The 20,742-nt window shown below is 72.6% G+C and carries 19 protein-coding genes; 14 read left to right on the top strand and 5 right to left on the bottom strand.

The genetic code is table 11. The annotated features are described in order from the left end of the window. The first annotated feature begins 8 nt into the window (after window positions 1-8). From ACZ3YL_RS32365 to ACZ3YL_RS32345, 5 genes are read left to right on the top strand one after another with little or no spacing between them, the layout of a single operon-like run. On the top strand, window positions 9-1,592 hold the full coding sequence (locus ACZ3YL_RS32365) for an amino acid permease (protein ID WP_465660823.1): 1,584 nt from the start codon (window positions 9-11) through the stop codon (window positions 1,590-1,592). 43 nt (window positions 1,593-1,635) lie between these two features. Then, on the top strand, window positions 1,636-2,994 hold the full coding sequence (locus ACZ3YL_RS32360) for a glutamine synthetase family protein (RefSeq protein ID WP_465660821.1): 1,359 nt from the start codon (window positions 1,636-1,638) through the stop codon (window positions 2,992-2,994). Beyond that, the gene (locus tag ACZ3YL_RS32355) at window positions 2,991-3,782 is read left to right on the top strand and encodes a gamma-glutamyl-gamma-aminobutyrate hydrolase family protein (protein WP_465660819.1); all 792 of its coding nucleotides are present in this window, start codon (window positions 2,991-2,993) and stop codon (window positions 3,780-3,782) included. Before ACZ3YL_RS32360 ends, ACZ3YL_RS32355 begins: the two co-directional genes overlap by 4 nt. After that, the gene (locus ACZ3YL_RS32350; RefSeq protein WP_188308676.1) at window positions 3,779-5,152 is read left to right on the top strand and encodes an aldehyde dehydrogenase family protein; all 1,374 of its coding nucleotides are present in this window, start codon (window positions 3,779-3,781) and stop codon (window positions 5,150-5,152) included. Before ACZ3YL_RS32355 ends, ACZ3YL_RS32350 begins: the two co-directional genes overlap by 4 nt. Next, window positions 5,149-5,925, top strand: coding sequence for a 3-oxoacyl-ACP reductase (locus ACZ3YL_RS32345; RefSeq protein WP_223243251.1), 777 nt, complete (start codon window positions 5,149-5,151; stop codon window positions 5,923-5,925). The genes ACZ3YL_RS32350 and ACZ3YL_RS32345 overlap by 4 nt, the downstream gene beginning before the upstream one ends. A gap of 141 nt (window positions 5,926-6,066) precedes the next feature. Here the strand turns inward: ACZ3YL_RS32345 and ACZ3YL_RS32340 are convergent, their stop codons facing one another. Further along, entirely contained in the window at window positions 6,067-6,681 is a 615-nt protein-coding gene (locus tag ACZ3YL_RS32340; protein WP_188308674.1) for a TetR/AcrR family transcriptional regulator, read from the bottom strand. A 138-nt stretch (window positions 6,682-6,819) separates the two neighbouring features. On the opposite strand from ACZ3YL_RS32340, the gene ACZ3YL_RS32335 reads away from it, so the two are divergent. The 4 genes from ACZ3YL_RS32335 to ACZ3YL_RS32320 all read left to right on the top strand — a co-directional run bounded on the left by ACZ3YL_RS32335 (window position 6,820) and on the right by ACZ3YL_RS32320 (window position 11,717). Next, a complete protein-coding gene (locus ACZ3YL_RS32335) occupies window positions 6,820-8,271 on the top strand; it encodes an amidase (protein ID WP_465660872.1) in 1,452 nt (483 codons plus the stop codon). Window positions 8,272-8,622: 351 nt separating this feature from the next. Further along, window positions 8,623-9,132, top strand: coding sequence for a hypothetical protein (locus ACZ3YL_RS32330; protein ID WP_465660817.1), 510 nt, complete (start codon window positions 8,623-8,625; stop codon window positions 9,130-9,132). 246 nt (window positions 9,133-9,378) lie between these two features. Further along, window positions 9,379-10,356, top strand: coding sequence for a hypothetical protein (locus ACZ3YL_RS32325; protein WP_223243250.1), 978 nt, complete (start codon window positions 9,379-9,381; stop codon window positions 10,354-10,356). A 299-nt stretch (window positions 10,357-10,655) separates the two neighbouring features. Beyond that, on the top strand, window positions 10,656-11,717 hold the full coding sequence (locus ACZ3YL_RS32320) for a hypothetical protein (RefSeq protein WP_465660815.1): 1,062 nt from the start codon (window positions 10,656-10,658) through the stop codon (window positions 11,715-11,717). A gap of 254 nt (window positions 11,718-11,971) precedes the next feature. On the opposite strand, the gene ACZ3YL_RS32315 is transcribed toward ACZ3YL_RS32320, so the two are convergent. Further along, window positions 11,972-13,036: a PLL family lectin gene (locus ACZ3YL_RS32315; RefSeq protein WP_465660813.1), complete on the bottom strand. Its 1,065-nt coding sequence runs from the start codon at window positions 13,034-13,036 to the stop codon at window positions 11,972-11,974. Between the two features lie 264 nt (window positions 13,037-13,300). Here ACZ3YL_RS32315 and ACZ3YL_RS32310 point away from each other — a divergent pair, with 264 nt between their 5' ends. Then, on the top strand, window positions 13,301-14,566 hold the full coding sequence (locus ACZ3YL_RS32310; RefSeq protein ID WP_465660811.1) for a hypothetical protein: 1,266 nt from the start codon (window positions 13,301-13,303) through the stop codon (window positions 14,564-14,566). Between the two features lie 349 nt (window positions 14,567-14,915). On the opposite strand, the gene ACZ3YL_RS32305 is transcribed toward ACZ3YL_RS32310, so the two are convergent. The 3 genes from ACZ3YL_RS32305 to ACZ3YL_RS32295 form a co-directional block, all read right to left on the bottom strand. Beyond that, on the bottom strand, window positions 14,916-16,079 hold the full coding sequence (locus tag ACZ3YL_RS32305; RefSeq protein WP_465660809.1) for a serine hydrolase domain-containing protein: 1,164 nt from the start codon (window positions 16,077-16,079) through the stop codon (window positions 14,916-14,918). Window positions 16,080-16,174: 95 nt separating this feature from the next. Then, window positions 16,175-17,281: a serine hydrolase domain-containing protein gene (locus tag ACZ3YL_RS32300; protein WP_465660870.1), complete on the bottom strand. Its 1,107-nt coding sequence runs from the start codon at window positions 17,279-17,281 to the stop codon at window positions 16,175-16,177. Between the two features lie 436 nt (window positions 17,282-17,717). Continuing rightward, complete coding sequence (locus tag ACZ3YL_RS32295) at window positions 17,718-18,170, bottom strand: MarR family winged helix-turn-helix transcriptional regulator (protein WP_188308668.1); 453 nt, start codon at window positions 18,168-18,170, stop codon at window positions 17,718-17,720. 60 nt (window positions 18,171-18,230) lie between these two features. Between ACZ3YL_RS32295 and ACZ3YL_RS32290 the strand changes: the two genes are divergently transcribed. From ACZ3YL_RS32290 to ACZ3YL_RS32275, 4 genes are all read left to right on the top strand, one after another. Then, a complete protein-coding gene (locus ACZ3YL_RS32290) occupies window positions 18,231-18,617 on the top strand; it encodes a hypothetical protein (protein WP_188308667.1) in 387 nt (128 codons plus the stop codon). 14 nt (window positions 18,618-18,631) lie between these two features. Continuing rightward, window positions 18,632-18,949, top strand: a complete 318-nt coding sequence (locus tag ACZ3YL_RS32285) for a YrdB family protein (protein WP_188308666.1) — start codon at window positions 18,632-18,634, stop codon at window positions 18,947-18,949. Window positions 18,950-19,282: 333 nt separating this feature from the next. After that, on the top strand, window positions 19,283-19,756 hold the full coding sequence (locus ACZ3YL_RS32280) for a DIP1984 family protein (RefSeq protein ID WP_465660806.1): 474 nt from the start codon (window positions 19,283-19,285) through the stop codon (window positions 19,754-19,756). Window positions 19,757-20,171: 415 nt separating this feature from the next. After that, complete coding sequence (locus tag ACZ3YL_RS32275; RefSeq protein ID WP_465660804.1) at window positions 20,172-20,669, top strand: hypothetical protein; 498 nt, start codon at window positions 20,172-20,174, stop codon at window positions 20,667-20,669. The last annotated feature ends 73 nt before the right edge of the window (window positions 20,670-20,742 follow it).

The raw sequence follows: 20,742 nt of genomic DNA, 5'->3' as shown, positions 1-20,742 counted from the left end.
GGGTGCCCATGACCGACGCACGCTCACCCGACCACCCTGGCCCCGCCGTGTTCCCGGTGGATTCCTCCCCTGTTTCCGCCGACGAACAACGCCTCCGCGAGCTGGGCTACACCCAGGAGCTGGCCCGCTCGATGACGGGCTTCTCCAACTTCGCCGTCTCCTTCTCCATCGTCTCGATCCTGTCCGGCTGCCTGACCCTCTACGGGACGGGGATGAAGACCGGCGGCCCGGCCCTGATCATCTGGGGCTGGCCGGTGGTCGGCCTGCTGACGCTCTGCGTCGGCCTCGCGATGGCCGAGATCTGCTCCAGCTACCCGACGGCCGGCGGGCTCTACTACTGGTCCGCCAAGCTGACCCGCAGCCGCGGCCCGGCCTGGAGCTGGTTCACCGGCTGGTTCAACTTCCTCGGCCAGGTCGCGGTGACCGCCAGCGTCGACTACGGCGCCGCCTTCTTCACCAACGCCTTCCTCGACCTGCGCTACGGCGTCGCGGCCACCCCCGCGCACACCATGGAGATCTTCGCGGTCATCCTGCTGGCGCACGGCCTGCTCAACACCTTCGGGGTGCGCCTGGTCGCCGTCCTCAACAGCGTCTCCGTCTGGTGGCACCTGGCCGGCGTCGCGATCATCGTCGGCGCGCTCGCGCTGTTCCCCGAGCGGCACGCCTCCGCCTCCTCCGTCTTCACCGACTTCGTCAACCGGACCGGCTTCCACAGCCAGTTCTACGTCGCGATGCTCGGCCTGCTGATGGCCCAGTACACCCTCACCGGCTACGACGCCTCCGCCCACATGACCGAGGAGACCCAGGACGCCGCCCGCTCCGGCCCCCGCGGCATCGTCAACGCCATCACCGTCTCCCTGGTCGCGGGCTGGATCCTGCTGCTCGGCATCACCTTCGCGATCCGCGACTACGACGGCGCGCTCAACAGCGACACCCAGGTCCCGCCCGCGCAGATCTTCATCGACGCGATCGGCTCCGGCGGTGCCCAGTTCCTGCTGCTCATCGTCATCGGCGCCCAGTTCTTCTGCGGCATGGCCTCCGTCACCGCCAACTCGCGCATGATCTACGCCTTCTCCCGCGACGGCGCGCTGCCCGGCTCCCGCCTCTGGCACCGCATCTCCCCGCGCACCCAGACCCCGACCAACGCGGTCTGGCTGGCCACCGGCGGCGCCCTGCTGCTGGGACTGCCCGCGCTCTGGAACAACACCGCCTACACGGCCGTGACCTCGATCTCCGTCATCGGCCTCTACATCTCCTACGTCATCCCGGTGTACCTGCGGCTGCGCCAGGGCGAGGACTTCCCGCGCGGCCCCTGGCACCTGGGCCGCTGGAGCCGGCCGATCGGCGTCGTCGCCGTCGTCTGGACGGCGGTGATCAGCGTCCTGTTCATGCTGCCCACCGCCAGCCCGATCACCGCCGAGAGCTTCAACTACACCCCGGTCGCCGTGGCCGTCGTGGGCGGCTTCGCCGGCGTGTGGTGGCTGGCCTCCGCCCGGCACTGGTTCACCGGGCCGCACATCAGCGCCGCGCCGTCCGCGCCGTCCAAGCCCTACGCGCCCGACGCCCCGGTCCCCGGACCGGAGCCCCGATGACCAGCCCGCAGCCGCCCACCCCCGACACCGATCCGGAGACCCGATGACCACCCCCCGGCTCACCCTCGACGAACTGCGCACCCGCGTCGCCGACGGGTCCGTCGACACCGTCGTGCTCGCCATGACCGACATGCAGGGGCGCCTCCAGGGCAAACGCGTCGCCGCCGAGTACTTCCTGGACGACGTCGTGACCGGCGCCGCGGAGGGCTGCGGCTACCTGCTGGCCGTCGACGTCGACATGAACACCGTCGACGGGTACGAGGTCTCCTCCTGGGAGAACGGCTACGGCGACCTGACGCTGCGCCCCGACCTCGCCACCCTGCGCTCCGTCCCCTGGCACCCCGCCACCGTCATGGTCCAGTGCGACGTCGTCCACCACGACGGCACCCCGGTCGCCGTCTCCCCGCGCCAGGTCCTCCAGCGCCAGCTCGACCGCCTGGCCGGCCACGGCTGGCAGGCCCAGGCCGCCACCGAACTGGAGTTCATCGTCTTCCGGGACAGCTACGAACAGGCCTGGGACAAGGACTACACCCGGCTCACCCCGGCCAACCAGTACAACGTCGACTACTCCATCCTCGGCACCGGGCGCATCGAACCCCTGCTGCGCCGCCTGCGCAACGGCATGGCCGGCGCCGGCCTCACCGTCGAGTCCGCCAAGGGCGAGTGCAACCTCGGCCAGCACGAGATCGCCTTCAAGTACGCCGACGCCCTCACCACCTGCGACAACCACACCGTCTACAAGACCGGTGCCAAGGAGATCGCCGCCCAGGAGGGCTGCAGCCTCACGTTCATGGCCAAGTACGACGAACGCGAGGGCAACTCCTGCCACATCCACCTGAGCCTGCGTGACGAGCAGGGCACCCCGGTGTTCGCCGGAGACCGCCCGCACGGCTTCTCCCGCACCATGGAGCACTTCCTCGCCGGCCAGCTCGCCTGCCTCGCCGACTTCGCCCTGCTGTTCGCCCCCACCGTCAACTCCTACAAGCGCTACGTCCCCGGCAGCTTCGCGCCCACCGCCATCGCCTGGGGCCGCGACAACCGCACCTGCGCCCTGCGCGTCGTCGGCCACGGCCCGTCGCTGCGCTTCGAGAACCGCGTCCCCGGCGGCGACGTCAACCCCTACCTCGCGGTCGCCGCCCTGATCGCCGCGGGACTGCACGGCGTCGAGCAACAGCTGCAACTCCAGCCGGAGTTCACCGGAAACGCCTACACCTCCGACGCGCCCCGGGTGCCCGCCACCCTGCGCGACGCGGTCGACGCCTTCGAGCGCAGCACCGTCGCCACCGAGGCCTTCGGCAAGGACGTCGTGCGGCACTACACCCACGCCGGACGCACCGAACTCGCCTCCTACCAGCGGGCGGTGACCGACTGGGAGCGGCGCCGCGGATTCGAGCGACTGTGACCGCCACCGACGTGACCGCCACCGACGTGACCGCCACCGACACGACCGGCCCCGACGCGACCGGCCCCGACGCGACCGGCCCCGACGACCGCCGACGACCGCTCATCGGCATCAGCACCTACCAGGACGCCGCCGCCTGGTCCGTCTGGAACCAGCGCGCCGCCCTCGTACCCCAGACGTACGTCGACGCCATCGCCCGCGCGGGCGGCACCCCGGTCCTGCTGCCGCCCCAGCCCGGCGCGGCCGGCCACCTCCTCGACGCCCTCGACGGACTCGTCCTCACCGGCGGACCGGACGTCGACCCGGCCCGCTACGCGGCCGCCCCCCACCCCCGCACCGGCCCGCCCCACCACGCCCGCGACGACTGGGAGAGCCGGCTGCTGCGCGCCGCCCTCGCCCGGGACCTGCCGGTCCTCGGCGTCTGCCGAGGCATGCAACTGCTCAACGTCGAACTCGGCGGCACCCTCCTCCAGCACCTGCCCGACGACAGCCACCAGATCGCCCCCGCCCGCTTCGTCCGCCACCGGGTCACCCCGGCGCACGGCAGCCGGATCGCCGCCGTCCTGGGGCCCGTCACCGAGGTCTCCTGCTACCACCACCAGGCCGTCGACCGGATCGGCACCGGCCTGCGGGCCACCGCCCACAGCGCCGACGGCACCGTCGAGGCACTCGAACTCACCGGCCACCGCTTCGCCCTGGGCGTCCAGTGGCACCCGGAGACCGACCCCGACGACCCGCGCCTGTTCCACGCGTTCATCACCGCCAGCCAGAGGGAGACCGCCCGATGACCGAACCGGACCTCTTCGAGGTCGTCAACCCCGCCACCGAGGAGGTGATCACCACCGTCGAACTCGCCGGCCCCGCCGAGACCGACGCCGCCGTCGCCCGCGCCCGCGCCGCCTTCGACACCTGGCGCCGGGTGGCCCCCGCCGACCGCGCCCGGCTGCTGCGCGCCTTCGCCGCCGCCGTCGACGCCGACCGCGAGCACCTCGCCGCCCTGGAGGTCGCCAACGCCGGGCACACCATCGGCAACGCCCGCTGGGAGGCGGGCAACGCGCGGGACGTCATCGAGTACTACGCCGCCGCCCCCGAGCGGCTGTTCGGCCGGCAGATCCCCGTCGCCGGCGGCCTCGACGTCACCTTCCAGGAACCGATCGGCGTCGTCGGGGTCATCGTGCCCTGGAACTTCCCCATGCCGATCGCCGCCTGGGCCCTCGCCCCGGCGCTCGCCGCCGGCAACACCGTCATCGTCAAACCGGCCGAACTCACCCCGCTCACCGCGCTGCGCCTGGCCGAACTCGCCCTGGCGGCCGGGATCCCCGAGGGCGTGCTCCAGGTCCTGCCCGGCCGCGGCCCGGTCGTCGGACAGCGCTTCGTCACCCACCCCGACGTGCGCAAGGTCGTCTTCACCGGCTCGACCCGGGTCGGCAAGGAGATCATGGCGGGCTGCGCCGCCCAGGTGAAGCCCGTCACCCTCGAACTCGGCGGCAAGAGCGCCAACATCGTCTTCGCCGACGCCGACCTCGCCAAGGCCGCCGCGACCGCGCCCTACGCCGTCTTCGACAACGCCGGCCAGGACTGCTGCGCCCGCTCCCGGATCCTCGTCGAGGCGTCCGTGTTCGACGACTTCATGGCGCTGCTGGAGCCGGCCGTGCGCGGCGTGCGGGTCGGCGACCCGAGCGACGAGAAGACCGAGATGGGCCCGCTGATCTCGGCCGCCCACCGCGAGCGGGTCTCCTCCTACGTCCCGGACACCTCGGCCGTCGCCTTCCGCGGCAGCGCCCCCGACGGGCCCGGCTTCTGGTACCCGCCGACCGTCCTCGCGCCCGTGCGGCACGACGACCGCGCCTTCACCGAGGAGATCTTCGGCCCGGTCGTCGCCGTCGTCCCGTTCCGCGACGAACAGGACGCCCTGCGCATCGCCAACGCCACCGAGTACGGCCTGTCCGGCTCCATCTGGACCAGGGACCTCGGCCGCGCCCTGCGGGTCTCGCGCGGCGTCGAGGCCGGCAACCTCTCCGTCAACTCGCACTCCTCGGTGCGCTACACCACGCCGTTCGGCGGCTTCAAGCAGTCCGGACTCGGCCGTGAACTCGGCCCGGACGCCCTCGACGCCTTCACCCAGACCAAGAACGTCTTCATCTCCACGGAGGAATGATCAGCATGACCCAGCGACTCGACGGCCGCGTGGCCGTCATCACCGGCGCCGGCAGCGGCATCGGCCTGGCGACCGCCCGCCGCTTCGCCGCCGAGGGCGCGAAGGTGGTCTGCGTCGACCTCGACCCCGAGACCGGCGCCAAGGCCGCGAACGAGGTCGGCGGCCTGTTCATCCAGGCCGACGTCACCGACGAGGCCGCGGTGCGCGACCTCTTCCAGCGGGCCGTCGACGAGTACGGACGCCTCGACATCACCTTCAACAACGCGGGCATCTCCCCGCCGGACGACGACTCCATCCTCACCACCGGCCTGGAGGCCTGGAAGCGCGTCCAGGAGGTCAACCTCACCAGCGTCTACCTGTGCTGCAAGTACGCGATCCCGCACATGCAGCGCCAGGGCAAGGGCTCGATCATCAACACCGCGTCGTTCGTCGCCGTGATGGGCGCGGCCACCTCCCAGATCTCCTACAGCGCCTCCAAGGGCGGCGTGCTGGCCATGTCCCGCGAGCTGGGCGTGCAGTTCGCCCGCGAGGGCATCCGCGTCAACGCCCTGTGCCCCGGCCCGGTGAACACCCCGCTGCTGCGGGAACTCTTCGCCAAGGACCCGGAGCGGGCCGCCCGCCGCCTGGTCCACATCCCGCTGGGCCGCTTCGCCGAGCCCGAGGAGATCGCCGCCGCGGTGGCCTTCCTCGCCTCCGACGACTCCTCCTTCATGACCGCCAACACCTTCCTCGTCGACGGCGGCATCTCCGGCGCCTACGTGACCCCGCAGTAGCGGCGCCCGCCCCCGGCAGGACGCCCCGCCTCACCCTGCCTCACCCCGCCTCACCCAGGGCCCGCCCCCCACCATCGGGGGCGGGCCCTTCCGCAGGTCCGGGACGCCGGAGAAGCCGAGCCCGGACGGGCCCTGCCGGTGTCAGCGGGTGATCGGTGGGCAGGCCGCGGCCCGGTCCACGATCCCCTCGACGATCCGCATCAGGCGCTCCCCGGTCCGGTCGACGCTGCTGTTCTGCGTGCTGACCTGCGCGCCTTCGAGGGCGAAGGTGATCTCGGCCGCCGTCTGCTCGGGGTCGGGCAGCCCGGCCTGCGCGCACATGCCGACGAGCCGGCGGGTCTGGCGCTCCTTGTGCCGTTCGATCACCTGCCGCGCGGGGTGGGAGCGGTCGGGCAGCTCGGCGATGGAGTTGATGAAGGGGCAGCCCCGGTGCGAGACGGCCGGCAGTCCCTCGGCGATGAAGCGGGCCAGGCCGAGGATCTGTTCCCTGGGCCGGCCGGGGTGCTCGGCCTCGACCCGGTCGAACGCCGCCTGGTAGTCGGCGGCGACGATCCGCAGCCACTCCGCGACCAGGGCGTCCTTGGTCTCGAAGTGACGGTAGATCGCCATCTTGGTCGTCTCGGCCTTCTCGGCGATCGCCTGGACGCCCACCCGCCGGATCCCCTCGCTCTGGAAGAGCTCCTCCGCGGCGTCGAGGATGCGCTCGCGCGGCGGCAGTTTCGCCACCCGGCTCGGTCGTCTGGCGGGCGATGTCATGGCTGTTCCTGGCCTCCGGCCGCTTGCTGGTCTTCCGCTCCCTGCACTTCCTGTTACGGTACCAGTCCGTTCCGCACGATACCGATCGGTATCGTCAAAGACTGAGCGGTACCGTTCTCGATTCCAGGAGTGACCCAGTTGGACGTCAAGGAGTACGTGAGCTTCGACGCGGTCGGACTCGCCGACCTGATCACCCGGGGCCAGGTGACCCCCGCAGAAGTGGAAGCGGCCGCCCGGGAGGCCGCGCAGGCCGTCGACCCGCGGCTCAACGCCGTCGTGGAGACCTGGCCGGCCGACGACGAGCCCCGCCCCGGCAGCGCACCGCTGGCGGGAGTCCCCTTCCTGATCAAGGACCTCGGGATCACCATGGCGGGCCGGCGCACGGATCTCGGCAGCCGCCTCGCGGCCGGGACCGTCGCCACCGCCGACTCGACCCTGATGTCCCGCTTCCGCCGTGCCGGCCTCGTCACCTTCGGGCGCACCGCGACCCCGGAGATGGCCTACAGCACCACGACCGAACCCGTGCTGTACGGCCCGACCCGCAACCCCTGGGACCTCACCCGCAGCGCCGGCGGCTCCAGCGGGGGCGCGGGCGCGGCCGTGGCCGCCGGGATCGTGCCGCTCGCACACGCCACCGACGCGGCGGGCTCGATCCGCATCCCCGCCGCCTACAACGGCTTGTTCGGGCTGAAGCCGACCCGCGGCCGGATACCCGTCGGTCCCACCGCCGACGAGATCTTCAACGGCCTGGCCGTGCACGGCAGCGTCAGCCGCACCGTGCGCGACAGTGCGGTCCTGCTCGACCTGGTCAGCGGCCCGGAGCCGGGCGACCCCTACGTCGCCCCGCAACCGGCCCGCCCGTACGCGCAGGAGGTCACCCGGGATCCGGGCTCCCTGCGGATCGGCGTCCTGGCCCAGGCCTGGGGCGGCCACCGCACCGCGCCGCCGGTGGCCGACGCGCTGTCCCGCACGGTGCGCCTGCTGGAGTCCCTCGATCACCGGGTGGAGCAGGCCGAACCCGAACTCGGGGTCGGCTGGGAGGAGTTCGTCCTGGCCAACGCCCGCCAGTGGGCGGCCAACCTCGCGGTGTCGGTCGACGAACTGGCCGCCGCCACCGGCCGGCCGGTCGACTTCTCGACCCTCGAACCGCCGATCCTCGCCAGCTACCACTACGGACGCCGGGTCACCGGCACCGAGCTGGTGACCGCGCTGGCCGTCCGCAACCGGGTCTCCCGCACCCTGGCGCGGTTCTTCGACGCGTACGACGTCCTGCTCACCCCGACCGTGCCGGACCTGCCGGTGCCCCTGGGCACCCACGGCCGCGGCGCGGAGGCGCTGGACGGCCCCGGCTGGCTCCGCCGGCTGTTCGACCTCTCGCCCTTCACCGCGGCGTTCAACGTGGCGGGCACGCCCGCCATGTCGGTGCCGGTGACGGCCGACACCGCAACGGGGCTCCCGGTCGGCATGCAGTTCGCCGCCGGCCACGGGCGCGAGGGCCGCCTCTTCCGCCTCGCGGGACAACTCGAACAGGCCGCCCCGTGGTCGGACCGCACCCCCGCCGTGTGGGCGGGGAACCACCCGAACCGCTGACGGCCGCCCCGCAGCGCCGGCCCACGACCGGCCCGGCACCCGACAGTGCCGGGCCGGTCGGCCGCATCCGCCTCCGCGGCCGGCGTCGTCACCGCCCAGGAGCCCGCGCCCGACTTCACTACGGGACGAAGTGCCAGGGAAGCGTCCGGCGAGCGTCGTTCTCCGGGCCGCCGGCGCGCCGGCACCCTGGTGTGCGGGCGAACGAGGGAAAGCCGCCCCATCCCGGGACGGCCCACGGGCGGGTGCTCTACCCGACCGGGAGGCCTCCTTGCGGTCGAATCGCCAAATCCCACCGATCCCCCCAGGGGAGCGGTAAGTTGACGGCTGCCGACTACGGGGAGGACCACCGCCGTGACCACCGACCAGGCCGCCCTCGGCAGTGCCGTGAAGGCGGTCGTCGCCGCCGCGGGTGCCGATGATCTGGCCGCGCTGTACCAGGCCGTGATGCCCCCGGCGGGCGGGGACACCCCGCCGGCCGAGGCCGCCCGGTGGTTCGGATCGCTCCTCGTCCACCTGGCGCTGACCGCCGCGTCCGCTTCCGAGTTGGAGCGGGGCTGCCCCCGGGAGGCCGTCTCGGAGTGGATCGGGGAGGTGCTGGGCCCCGTGCCCACCCCGGCGCTGCTGCGCGCCGAGGACCCGGGCCGCATCGACCACGTCGAGGCGGTGAGCGCCGCGGAGGGCTACTCCCGGTGCCAGGAGTACGCCGTCGACCTGATCCGGTTGGGCCTGGCCGATCCGGATGAGGCACCGGACGAGCGGGGCGTCGACGCCCACTGCGCGGTGACGAACGACAAGAAGCTGCGGATCACCGTGATGGCGATGCTCGGCCGCCTCGCTGCCGGTCCCGGCGGGCGGGGGTGACGGCGGGCGGGGGGTGACGGCGTCGCGCCGATGGCGTCCTCAGGAGGCGTCGCCGGGTGCGGGGTGGAGGTGGAACGCGAGAAATGCGCCACTTCATGACTGGGCGTCAGCTCCGGTGACGGTGGGTGCCAACGCCGGGAGTGACGACGGACGCTCTTAAACTCTTCTTAGAATGCTTCCCCTAGCGTCTCGTTCATGATGATGCAGCGTGGTGCAGTCGGATCTGTCGCCCTCACAGCCCTGGCCTTGACGACCACCGTCGGAGTGGCCGCCGCGGCCCCCGCCCCCGGCAGGCCCGCCGCCTCGGTGTCCCACAGCAAGGTGACGGCCAATCTGTACATGTCGCTCGGCGCCTTCGAGGATGCCACGTCCGGCCAGGACCCGAAGGTCAAGGCCATGATCGACCGTCCGGACATCGGCGGCGTACAGGTCGTGGCACCCTGGAAGGCTCTTGAGGGGAAGAAGGGCGAATACACGTGGTCGCGACTGGACGGTGCCCTGCGGTATCTCCAGGAACGCCACAAGAAGCTGTTCGTCCAGGTGCAGGACCGGTTCTTCGATGTGGCCCTGAAGGACGCCAACGTCCCTCAGTATGTGAAGGACGAGGGCGGACTCGCGCCGACGGTCGATGAGAACCCCGACAACCCCACCACCCACGGGGCCGTGGTCGCGCAGTGGAACCAGCAGGTGCGAGCGGACTTCCAGGCCATGCTGAAGGCGATGGCGGAGAAGTTCGACGGCAAGCTCGCCGGGGTGAACCTTCCGGAGACCGCGGTCGAGGTGGACACCGCGAATGATCAGACCGCGTACACCTCCGGCTCCTACATCGATGCCGAGATCGACAACATGCGCTACGGCAAGAAGGTCTTCGCCAGGACGCAGTTCATCCAGTACGTCAACTTCCTGCCGGATGACGACGACCACAAGCGCATGAGGGAAATGTTCGACCTCGCCAGGGCCGACAAGATCGGCATCGGAGGACCGGACACCCTGCCGGACCGCCCGTACCAGATGGAGAACTCCTACAAGTTCCTCCACGAGTACAAGAACGCCCTCCCCCTCGTCGCGATGGCCGTCCAGGAACCCGACATCAACGCCAAGGACCCCAGGACCGGTCAGCCGTACACCCGCGAACGGTTCACGGACTTCGCCCACGACTACCTCGGTGCGCGCCAGATGTTCTGGACCACCGAGGCGGACTGGCTGCAGAAGCCCCCGGCATGACACTCGCGCGAGTACGGCTTCTCGGACCCGTGTGAGGTCGCGGACGCCTGATGGTCGGCGGTGTCGCCGGGGTGGCTGCGCTGGCCCCCCGGCGCCTGCCGGCCGACCTCCGCCCACACCCGCCCGACGGCCGCACCCCCGAATCGGCACGGCCCCGCCGGGTTGCGCGTGTCCGCCGAACGGGTGACGCTGGACATGGCAGCCCGTGCGGAGCGCGGGCCGGTGCGCCGGACGTGAGAAGGACGCCTCGAGTCGCCGACCGCGTCGCACCCACGGATCCAGAATGCCGAGGAACCGTCATGCCTCTCTTCACCGGCCCCGTCGACGACCCGCTCGCGTTCAACAACAACCCGCCCATGCAGGACGCCCTCAACACCACACGGCAACAGCTCTCGGACGCCGGCACCCCGACGGTCGACGACCTGGCCGTCATCGTCGTCGCACTGACCGGATTCGAGGGCGGGCTCAACCACCCCTGGGCGGCGATCCGGGACCAGGACGAGTGCTACTCGGCCAGCCTGCTCAAGACCTCGGCGATGTACACCGCCTTCGACCTGCGAGCGAGCGCCGACCAACTGGCCACCGACCAGGCACTGACCGCCTGGCCGGACATCGAGGCCGCACTCGAAGCCACCTTCGACCCGGACATCGCCACCCACACACCGTCCCAGATCAACACGTCGACGACGCTGCGCGCCGAGGACAAGAACAGGCGGCCGGACTACTCGGCTGTCCTCCAACTCGGCGCTCCTGGTGGGGACTTCACGGTCGACTTCACCGCGGCGCAGGTGGCCGCCCTCGAAGACATGATGGTGCAGCAGAACGACCCGGGAGCCACCACGACGATCCACGGCCTGGGCTACCCGTACCTCGACGGCAAGCTCGCCGACGGCGGCCTCTTCGACGGCGCCTCCTCCCAGGGGCTGTGGCTGGCGGGCGACTACGCCGGGATCTGGCCGGCCGCGCGCATCCCGTGCGTCAACGACGTCGACACCGCCCAGGGCACCACCGCACGGCAGCTCGCGAGACTGCTGACACTGCTCGCGGACGACAAACTCGTCGGCCCGACGAGCAGCCAGGGCATGAAGGCACTCATGGCCCGCGCCGGCAAACTGTTCCCGTCCACCGCCCCGCCGATCTGGCCCCCCGGCGGACAGTTCACCGCCACCCACGGCAAGGTCGGCATCGGCTCGCTGAAAACCGGCCGGACCGTGCTGTCCGAGGGAATCCTCGTCACCGACACCGTGCGGAGCAGGAGCTTCGCCGTCGTGTACCAGAACGTGATCCAGGACGGCCTGACACAGCGTCAGGCACTCGTGCCGGTGGCAACGCTGGTCGAAGCCGCCCTGAACGCCTTCTGACACCAGGCAGCTCCGCCCGCCCACCCCGGTCCGCATCGCCGTCCCCGACACGGGGACGAACGAGGCCCGGGGACCCCGCCCCGACCCCCCGCCCCGAACCCCCCGCCCGTGGACGGCACCGCCACCAGGTGAGTGCGTGACCGCCGGCACCGCGAAGGCGATCACACCTTGACCACCCAGCCGCCGGGCAGCACCCCGGCCCTGAGGAGGGCCGGGGTGCCGTCGTGCTCACGGGTGTGATGCCAGGGGCAGGGTCACCCCGCGGCGGCTGCCCCGTAGCTGACCGGGCGCCAGGCCGAGAGGTCGACGGCCCGCTGGACCAGTCCGGCCTGCGCCCAACTGCCGTCGGCGTGACGGATCGTGTGGTAGAGCGAGCCGGAGTTGTCACCGGACTCGAAGACCAGCTGCAGCTCACCGCCCACGTTCGCGCCGTCGACACCGCCCATCGTGAAGCCGCGGAAACCGGCCCGATCGAAGTGGACCTGGGAGCCGATGTCCCCCCATCGGTTCCAGGTGCCGTCGGCGTTGCGGATCGTGTGGTAGAAGCCGGCCTGGCTGTTGTCCGTGACCACGACCTGCAGGGCGCCGTCGAAGCTCGCCGCGACGACGTCCGTCGGCGTCCCCCACGGGGAGGGCGTGCCGGTCGCGCCCAGCACACTGCCCCAGGTGCTCCAGGTGCCATCGGCATGGCGGATGGTGTGCAGCACTTCGCCCGCCGACGTGGTGCCGACCAGCTGGAGTTCACCGTTCACCTCCGCCGCGGACAGGCTGGAGAACTGGCCCGAGCCCAGGCCCGAGGACGCGCTCACCGTCCCCCAGGGCTGCCAGGTGCCGTCCGGGCGCTCGATGGTGTGGACGACCCGGCCGGAGCCGTCGACCGCGGCGACCTGAAGCCGGCCCGCCACCCTGGTCGCGGTGATCCGGCCCATCCAGGGGTACTGCGGGTCGTGCGGAAGGTCGGTGAGGCCGGTCATGTCGGAGACCGGGGCCCAGGTGCCGTCGGGGTTCTGGGCAGACTGGACGTAGTGGAACCCCTGCCCGGCCATCTGGGCCCCGAACATCCGGAGCCGGCCACCGTCGACCGCCAGGCTCCAGTACCAGAGGCCGGCGATCTGGGGGACCTCCCGGACCTGGTCCCAGGACCCGTCCGGCGCCCGCCGGGTCTGGATGATCTTCCAGGGGTCCGCTCGCAGGAGCAGGTTGAGCCCGGACGCCGAATCCGTGCTCTGGGCGGTGGTGGCCGTCGATGATTCGGCCGCGGCCGCCGGTGTGACGGTCAGCGCGGTGGCCAGCACGGCAAGCGCGGCGGACGTGGCCATCGCTGATACGGCGCGGAATGCGCGCTTGTTTCTCTGCACAGGTTCCCCCCTGGTCTCGTGGGGCGTCGATTTGCCCAGGCGAAGTCATACCAGACCGCGCGGACACTGCCGCAGGCGGTTGGCCGACAGCGGATCGGAACCCACCACGGCGAACGGTCGTCGCGGTCGCGGCGGCCATGCGTCACGCGGCACGGAGGGAAGTCATGTGTTCCTCGGCGCGGCCCGGGCAAGGGCTCGACGCCGCCCGCTGGGAGGATCTCCGGCATGACCTCTCCGCTGCGTGTCCTCCGCGTCCTCGGCGATCGCCCGTTCGCCGAGGTCGGTCTGCCCGTCCTCGCCGTGGACGACGAGGAGCGCGGGCTGCTCGCCGTCGCGGGCGGGCCCGGGGAGGGCGGGATGTCGACGGTGGGGGTGTACGGCACGGGAGACCTCGGCTGCCGGGCCGTGCTCCGCACGCGCTTCCGGGTGCACGCGCTGGCTTTCCACCCCACGGCGCCGCTGCTCGCCGTCGGGACCGGGGACTACGACGGCGGCTACTTCTTCGAGGGCGAGCTGCTCCTGCTCGACTGGGAGACGAGCGTTACCACCTCCCTCATCGAGCACGACTTCGGCCGCCAGGTCCTCGGACTGGCCTGGCTCGACGAACGGGACCTGCGCGTGCTGATGGCACCGCCCGATGACTGGCAGGACGACCGGGCACGCGTCGAGGGCCATGTCGCGGTCGTGCGACGGCCTGACTGGCGCGCCGTCGCACCCCGTTCGCTCACCGCCACCGACCTGGCCGGCCCCCGAGTGCCCGCACCGCGTCCCGACGGACGGGACGGGACCCACCGGATGCTCTCCGCGCTCAGCCCGGACTGGGAGCTCCGGCGGCGAGTCCTGGCCGTCGAGGAGCTGTCGGACGGCGCGGTCCTGGCCACCCTCGACCGACGGGAGGAGGACCCGGAGCGACCCGGGCGCACCGCCCTCGCCGACGGCCTGCTGATCCAGCACCGCACCACGTCCCCCACCGACCGGTACCTGCGCCTGCGGATCCGGGGCGGCAGCCGGGAGTACGTCTACCAGGTCCGACGGGGCCGGTACTGGATCTCGGCGCGCTGCGCCGGAGGGACGGGTGCTCAGCCCCTGTTCCCGTTCACCTGGGAGCCCGGGGACATGCAGTTCCCCGGCCCGGGTGCGGAGACCGGTGGCGGCGACCTGGTCCACGCCGGTCAGGCCTACGGCGGAGAGCGGTTGCAGCCCGGCGAGTCCTTCGTCGTCCGCCGGGCGGCCGGCGACGGCGCACCCCGCTGGGCCTTCCGGGCCGACCACGTCGCCACCGACCTCGACACCGAAGCCGACACCGCCTACGTCGCGTACCGCAACGGCGAGATCCTGGCGCTGGACCTCCGCGACGGCACCCTCCGCTGGCGCCACCGGCTGACCGTGGCCGGTGTCTCCGCCGTCCCGACGGCGCTCACCGCCACCCAGCCCGGCCGCCTGCTCGTCGGCACGGCCGACGGCCGGGTCCTGGACTGCGCGACCGCGTAGCCGGGCGGAGGCGTGCTGCGGGCCGTGGCCGAACCGCCGATACGCGACGAAGGTGGTGACCACCGCGTCGCGGTGCAGCGCCGCGGCCGTGCCGCCCACGGAGACCAGGCTCCGCCCCTGCGCGCCCGACCACGCCCACCGTCCCGGCCCCCTCGGGCCGGGGAGCACGCAGGCCTGAGGGGGCCGTGGCGATGGCCCCCTGTTTCCCCAGGCGGGGGAGCGTTGCACGGACGGGCTGCGTCAGCTGTGTTCGGGCGGGCGCTTCGGCCGGTGGTCACAGCGGCGTTCATCGGGGTGGCCCGGGCGGGCGGCTCGCGCTCCAGGTAGCCGCTCCGGGGCCGGGCGGGAGTCAGCGGCAGAGGGCCGTGTCGACCGCGTCGGTCAGGCGCTTGCCGGTGGGCGCGTCCGGGATGGTGGTGACGGCGATGCTGACGGCACGGCCGTCCTCCGTGACGCCGCCCCGGGTCCGGTAGCTCACGGAGGTGCCGCCGTGGCCCCAGACCAGGCCGCCGCAGGTCAGTGGCCTGCTCTGGATCCCCAGGCCGTAGCGGACGCCGGGGCCCAGGAGCTCGGCCGGGACGGTGGTGCGCATCTGGGCGAGCTGGGCGGCGGGCAGCAGACGACCCGCCAGGAGCGCGCTGTAGAAGGTGTTGAGGTCGGTGTTGGTGGACACGACCGCCCCCGCGGCCCAGGCCATCGACGAGTCCATCGCGGTGTAGTCGACCAGCGGAGCGTCCGGGCCGGTGCGCAGGTAGCCGTGCGGGTGGGGCTCGCGCAGGGCGGTCTCCCCGGTGGCGGGGACGTAGGTGTGGCGCAGGCCGATCCGGTCGATGACGCGCTTGGTGACCTCCTCGCCGTAGGGGCGGCCGGTGACCTTCTGGATCAGCAGGCCGGCCACCAGGTAGTTGGTGTTGCTGTACGCCCAGTCGGTCCCGGCGGGGAACATCGCCTTCTGGGCCAGTGCCCCGTCGAGGAGTTCGCGCGGCTCGAAGTAGCGGTACTGGATGGTGGTGAAGTCGGTCAGCGCGGGGGCTTCCATGTATTCGGGCAGGCCGCTGGTGTGCTGGAGCAGCTGGCGGACCGTGATGTTCCGGCCGTCGATGCCGTCGCCGCGCAGAAGACCCGGCAGGTAGGTGTCCACGTTCGCGTCGAGGCCGACCTTGCCCTCGGCGACCAGTTGCAGGACGACGACGGCGGTGAACGCCTTGGTGTTGCTGCCGGCCCGGATCTGCCCGTCCACCGGGACCTTGGCCCCGGTGGCGAGGTCGCCGACACCGGCGGTGTAGGTACGGCTGCGGCCGTCGCGCCCCTTGACGGTGGCGAGGGCGGCGGGCATCCCGTCCTCCTGCACCAGCGCGTCGAGGCGCTGCTGCACGACGTCCGGGCGCGGTGCGGCGGAGGCCGTGGTCGGGGCGAAGGCGGTCAGCGCGAGCCCGGCGGCGGCCGTGGCCGTCGTGGCGCGCCGCACCATGCGGATGCGGCGTGCCGTGCGCTGCGGGGTGTGTTCGTTCATCGGGACTCCACTGCCGGGAAGAAGGAAGGGGGAGATGCGGGTGGTGCGGCCGGGTGGCCCGCGCCGAGGACCGGCGCGGGCCACCCGGGGGACGATCAGCGGCAGAGCGCCTCGTCCACGGCCTGGTCCACGTGCTTGTCGGTGTCGGCGTCGCCCGGGATCGTGGTCACGGCGATGTTCACGGAGCGGCCGTCGTCGGTGCTGCCGCCGAAGGTCGCGTAGCCCGGGATCCCCCCGCCGTGGCCCCAGGAGAGCCCGCCGCAGGAGAGCGGGCGGCTCATCAGGCCGAGGCCGTAGCGGACCCCGGGGCCGGCCGGCTCGGCGGCGACGGTGGTGCGCATCTGGGCGAGCTGGGCCGCGGGCAGCAGCCGGCCGGCGAGCAGCGCGTCGTAGAACCGGGTGAGGTCGGTGTTGGTCGAGACCATCGCGCCGGCCGCCCAGCCCCAGGACGGGTCCAGCTCGGTGTAGTCGCGCAGCGACCCGTCCGCGGCACGCTGGTAGCCCTTGGGGTGGGCCTCGTGGATCGTCATGTCGCCGGGGACGGGGAAGTAGGTGTGGCGCAGGCCGATCCGGTCGATGACGCGCTTGGTGATCTCCTCGCCGATCGGGCGTCCGGTGACCTTCTGGATGATCATGCCCGCCAGCAGGTAGTTGGTGTTGCTGTACTCCCACTGGGCGCCGGGCGCGAAGTGGGCCTTGTGGGCCAGCGCGGCGTCGAGGAGTTCGCGCGGCTCGAGGTAGCGCTTGGGGTCGCTGAGCGCGCCGGCCTTGTCCACGTAGTCGGGCAGGCCGCTGGTGTGCTGGAGCAGCTGGTGGACCGTGATGTTCCGGCCGTCGATGCCGTCGCCGCGCAGAAGACCCGGCAGGTAGGTGTCCACGTTCGCGTCGAGGCCGACCTTGCCCTCGGCGACCAGTTGCAGGACGACGACGGCGGTGAACGCCTTGGTGTTGCTGCCGATCCGGACCTGCCCGTCGACCGGGACCTTGGCCTTGGTGGCGGCGTCGCCGACACCGGCGGTGTAGGTGCGGGTACGGCCGTCGCGGCCCTTGACGGTGGCGAGGGCGGCGGGTACCCCGTCCTTCTGGACCAGGGCGTCGAGGCGTTGCTGCACGGCGTCCGGGCGCGGTGCGGCGGAGGCCGTGGCGGGTGCCAGGACGGCGGCCACCACGGCCGCGGCCACGGCGGTCACGGTCGCCGCCACCCCGCGCCGGTGACCGCGGAGGCGGTTCGGACGGTGGTGCTGCGATGCGTGTTCGTTCACGGGAAAGCCCCTCTGGGTAGGGCACCGGAGCTCTTCTCGGCGCCCTCCAAGAGGATCATCGGACGGGCCGTCAATCCGTCCGCGCAGAGGACGATATGGCACCCGGGAACGTGCTCCGGGTCGGGGCCGGGCACGGGACCGTACTCCCAGGGCCGGTCCGGCACGGTGCCGCCGGACACAGGTCCCGGGGTGCCCCGCATGCCGAGCGCATCGGGGTCCGTCTCGCCTTTGTCGAGGGGAAGTGCGTTCGCCGCCACGGCGGGTGAACCCGGGCACCGGGCCGGCTGCGCTCTGGCAGTCGAGGGGAGCAGTCCGGCCGACCCCTTGTCATGGCGTCGTGGGGGCGGTGACGGTGGCCGGGTTCGTCGTCGCGGGGCTACTCCTCGACCGGCAGGCCGGCCTCGCGGGCGAGCACGCCCAGGGCCCGGCGCAGCGACTCGCGCTCGACGGGGGAGAGGGCGGCGGCCAGTTCGGCGTCGATGGCGTGGGCCTGGGCGGCGCACTCGTGCAGCAGGGCGCGGCCGTCCTGGGTGAGGGCGAGCATCTGGCGGCGGCGGTCGGCGGGGTCGCGCTCGCGTGCCACCGCGCCCAGTGCCTGCAACTGGTCGGCCATGCTCACCACCAGGCTCGGCGCCACGCCCATCGCCTGTGCCAGTTCAAGCTGCGAGGAGGCCGCGCCCGCGTCGAGGGCGGCGAGCAGCGCGACGTGTTTCGGCTTGAGGCCGCGGTCCTGGATCGCGGCGGTGAAGCGCGTGGTGGCGATGGTGCCCAGGGTGCCGAGGCGGAAGGACAGCGAGGAGGTCAGCGAAGGGGGGTTGACGGCGCTCATGGCAGCGATACTATCTCTATCGAATCATTCGAAGCTCGAATCATTTGAGGTGTGTTTGATATGGGTGGGACTGGGACGGGCGCGCTGTCGAAGCCGCTGGTGATCGCCAACGCCGCTGCTGCGGCGCTCTCGATGGCCTCCTGCGCGGCCGGGTTGATCAACCCCGGGATCGGGCTGGCGAAGGAGGAGCCGGTGACCGGCGGCGTGCGGTTCTACGCCCAGGCGTACGCCGCCCGGGCCCTGCCCTTGGGGGCGTTGCTGCTGCACCAACTGGTGCGCGGGCGTGGCGGAGCGGCGCTGCCGGCAGTGCTGCTGCTCGCGGGTGCGGTGCAGGCGGGGGATGCCGCGATCGGGGTGCGCACCCGCAACCCGGGGATGGCGCTCGGGGCGGGCGCACTGGCGCTGCTGCACCTGGCGACGGCGCGGCGGGTTGCGGGTGCGCGGTGACCGGGGCGCTGCGCGTGGCCGACGACACGCTCGCCTTCCTGCTCGAACTCTCCGTCTACGCCGCCGCCGTGCGGTTCGCCCTCACCCGGCGGGCGGCCCGGCCGGCCCGCTGGGCGCTCGCCCTCGCCCTGCCGGCCGGGTACGCCGCGGTCTGGGCGCTGTTCGGCGCGCCGGGTGCGACGGTGCCGCTGCACGGTGCGCCCCGGGCGGTGCTGGACCTGGTCTGGTTCGGCAGTGCGGCCGTCCTGCTCCGGGCAACGAACCTGCGCCGCACGGCGGTCGTCTTCGCGGTGGCCTACCTGCTGACCACCGCAGTGCACCTGACGCTGTGACAGGGCGGAGCCGTGGCGCGGCCGGCGGCGAGGGGCCCCGTCAAGGCCGCCGCCGCGGCCTCGGCGACGTGCCCGACCCGTACGGGCCGCCGCCCGCCGCCGGCTCGCCATGGGGCCCGACGCGCTGCCGTGTGGTGATGCCGCTGCTCACCCTCGCCCTCATGCCGCGGGTGCGCTTCCCGGAACTTCGCCGCAGTCCGGACGCGTACGTGCGCCACCTGCGCAAGCGGGGCTGACCGCGCGCATCCCCCCGGCCCCACCCCGCGAACCGCGCCGCAGGCGCTGACGTGCATACTTTCCGGACGATCGGCAGGACGTAGGAGTGATGGCACGGTGAAACTGGCGGAGGCGCTCGCGCAACGCGCGGCTGCGGTGCGGCAGGTGGAGCAGCTGCGGGCGCGCGTCGTCGGCAGCGCCCGCTACCAGGAGGGCGAGGAACCCGCCGAGGACGCGGCGGAGGTACTGGCCCAGGCCGGGGAGACGCTGGACGAGCTGGAGCGGCTGATCCGTCAGATCAACCGGACCAACTCCACCGCGACCATCGAGGGCGGCGGCACCCTCACCGACGCCCTCGCCCGCCGGGACGTCCTGCGGCTGCGCCACTCGGTGATCACCGCAGCCGCCGACGCCGCCTCCGGGCGCGACCAGCGCGGAGCCGTACGGCAGTTGCGGTCCGAGCTCAGGATTCTTTCCGCCCTGCCGGTCGCCGAGCTGCGCGCCCGGGCGGACGTGCTGGCCAAGGAGATCCGTGAGGTGGACGCCCTGATCCAGCGCACCAACTGGCAGATCGACCTGATCGAGGACTGACCCCACGAGCAGGGTGTGGGGGAGCAGGTAGTCGCCACGGAGGCGTGCACACACCGCGGGCCGGCGGTTCATCCGGCCCTTGGCGCGTGAAGAGCAACGCAGGGGTTCGATTCCTCACCAGACAGTGCAGCTCAGCACCGCGCACAAGTGACGGAGCACTCCGTACAGCACATCACCACGTGCAGATCCGGGCGACGAGGGCGGGAAACGGGGCGCCCCACACCCGTTGCGGGGGCCGTGCCAACAGCACGGCCCCCGCAATCACCCCACAGCCGACCCGCACGGACACCTCGAGGATGCGGACAGCGCCGACAGCTCCATTTCCGTCGGGCGACGGGACGGTGGCGGAGTGCGCCGGCTGCCGTCGGATCAAAACGCTTCGCTCCGGGCTGGAGTGGGCGGCTACGCTCGCGCCATGGAGCTTGACCAGGCACTGGAACCGCTGCGCCGGGTGCTGCTGGAGCGACGCATCGTCGGCTGTCCGGAGTCGGTCGCCCAGGCGGTGGAGGCTGCCTGGGCGGCGCTGGCCGGCGGGGTGGACACCCCGAGTCTGTGGGAGCTCGGCGTGCTGTCCGACGGGGAGGTCCTGGAGGCGCGCCGGCTGCTGGCCGAGGTGGAGCAGGAACTCTGGCCGGTGCTGCGGCTGCCCGCCACTGTTGAGGGCCGCGACCGGGCGCTGGCCCGGTACTGCCTGCGGGACCTGCTGGACGGTCGCCTTGATCCGCTGGCGGCGGCCGAGCGGATCGGCTTCGAGCTGTGCCCCGCCGACGACCGCGGCTCGCCGCTGCGGCCGGTCCGCGGGTGGCTGTACCGCGCGGAGGACCAGCTGGAGCACCGCGGCGGACTGACGAAGGAGCTGGAGGCCGAACTGCACGACCTGGCTGCCCGGCTGCTGGCCGGTCCGCTGTCCTGACGGCGGCTGGGTCCCGACAGCGCTCCCGCCCCGGTTCCCGGCGGTCGAAGTACCCGTCGGAGTTCGCACTGGC

This window comes from Kitasatospora sp. NPDC023176, from assembly GCF_055560495.1.
The sequence above is the reverse complement of the archived record's forward strand: the minus strand, read 5'-3'. Positions and strand labels throughout refer to the sequence as shown.

Coding starts and splice junctions, on each gene's coding strand:
- ACZ3YL_RS32305 (WP_465660809.1), bottom strand. CDS start 16,079: ATGAACGAACACACCCCGCAGCGCACGGCACGCCGCATCCGCATGGTG.
- ACZ3YL_RS32295 (WP_188308668.1), bottom strand. CDS start 18,170: ATGAGCGCCGTCAACCCCCCTTCGCTGACCTCCTCGCTGTCCTTCCGC.
- ACZ3YL_RS32350 (WP_188308676.1), top strand. CDS start 3,779: ATGACCGAACCGGACCTCTTCGAGGTCGTCAACCCCGCCACCGAGGAG.
- ACZ3YL_RS32345 (WP_223243251.1), top strand. CDS start 5,149: ATGATCAGCATGACCCAGCGACTCGACGGCCGCGTGGCCGTCATCACC.
- ACZ3YL_RS32275 (WP_465660804.1), top strand. CDS start 20,172: ATGGAGCTTGACCAGGCACTGGAACCGCTGCGCCGGGTGCTGCTGGAG.
- ACZ3YL_RS32315 (WP_465660813.1), bottom strand. CDS start 13,036: ATGGCCACGTCCGCCGCGCTTGCCGTGCTGGCCACCGCGCTGACCGTC.
- ACZ3YL_RS32365 (WP_465660823.1), top strand. CDS start 9: ATGACCGACGCACGCTCACCCGACCACCCTGGCCCCGCCGTGTTCCCG.
- ACZ3YL_RS32290 (WP_188308667.1), top strand. CDS start 18,231: ATGGGTGGGACTGGGACGGGCGCGCTGTCGAAGCCGCTGGTGATCGCC.
- ACZ3YL_RS32320 (WP_465660815.1), top strand. CDS start 10,656: ATGCCTCTCTTCACCGGCCCCGTCGACGACCCGCTCGCGTTCAACAAC.
- ACZ3YL_RS32310 (WP_465660811.1), top strand. CDS start 13,301: ATGACCTCTCCGCTGCGTGTCCTCCGCGTCCTCGGCGATCGCCCGTTC.
- ACZ3YL_RS32340 (WP_188308674.1), bottom strand. CDS start 6,681: ATGACATCGCCCGCCAGACGACCGAGCCGGGTGGCGAAACTGCCGCCG.
- ACZ3YL_RS32360 (WP_465660821.1), top strand. CDS start 1,636: ATGACCACCCCCCGGCTCACCCTCGACGAACTGCGCACCCGCGTCGCC.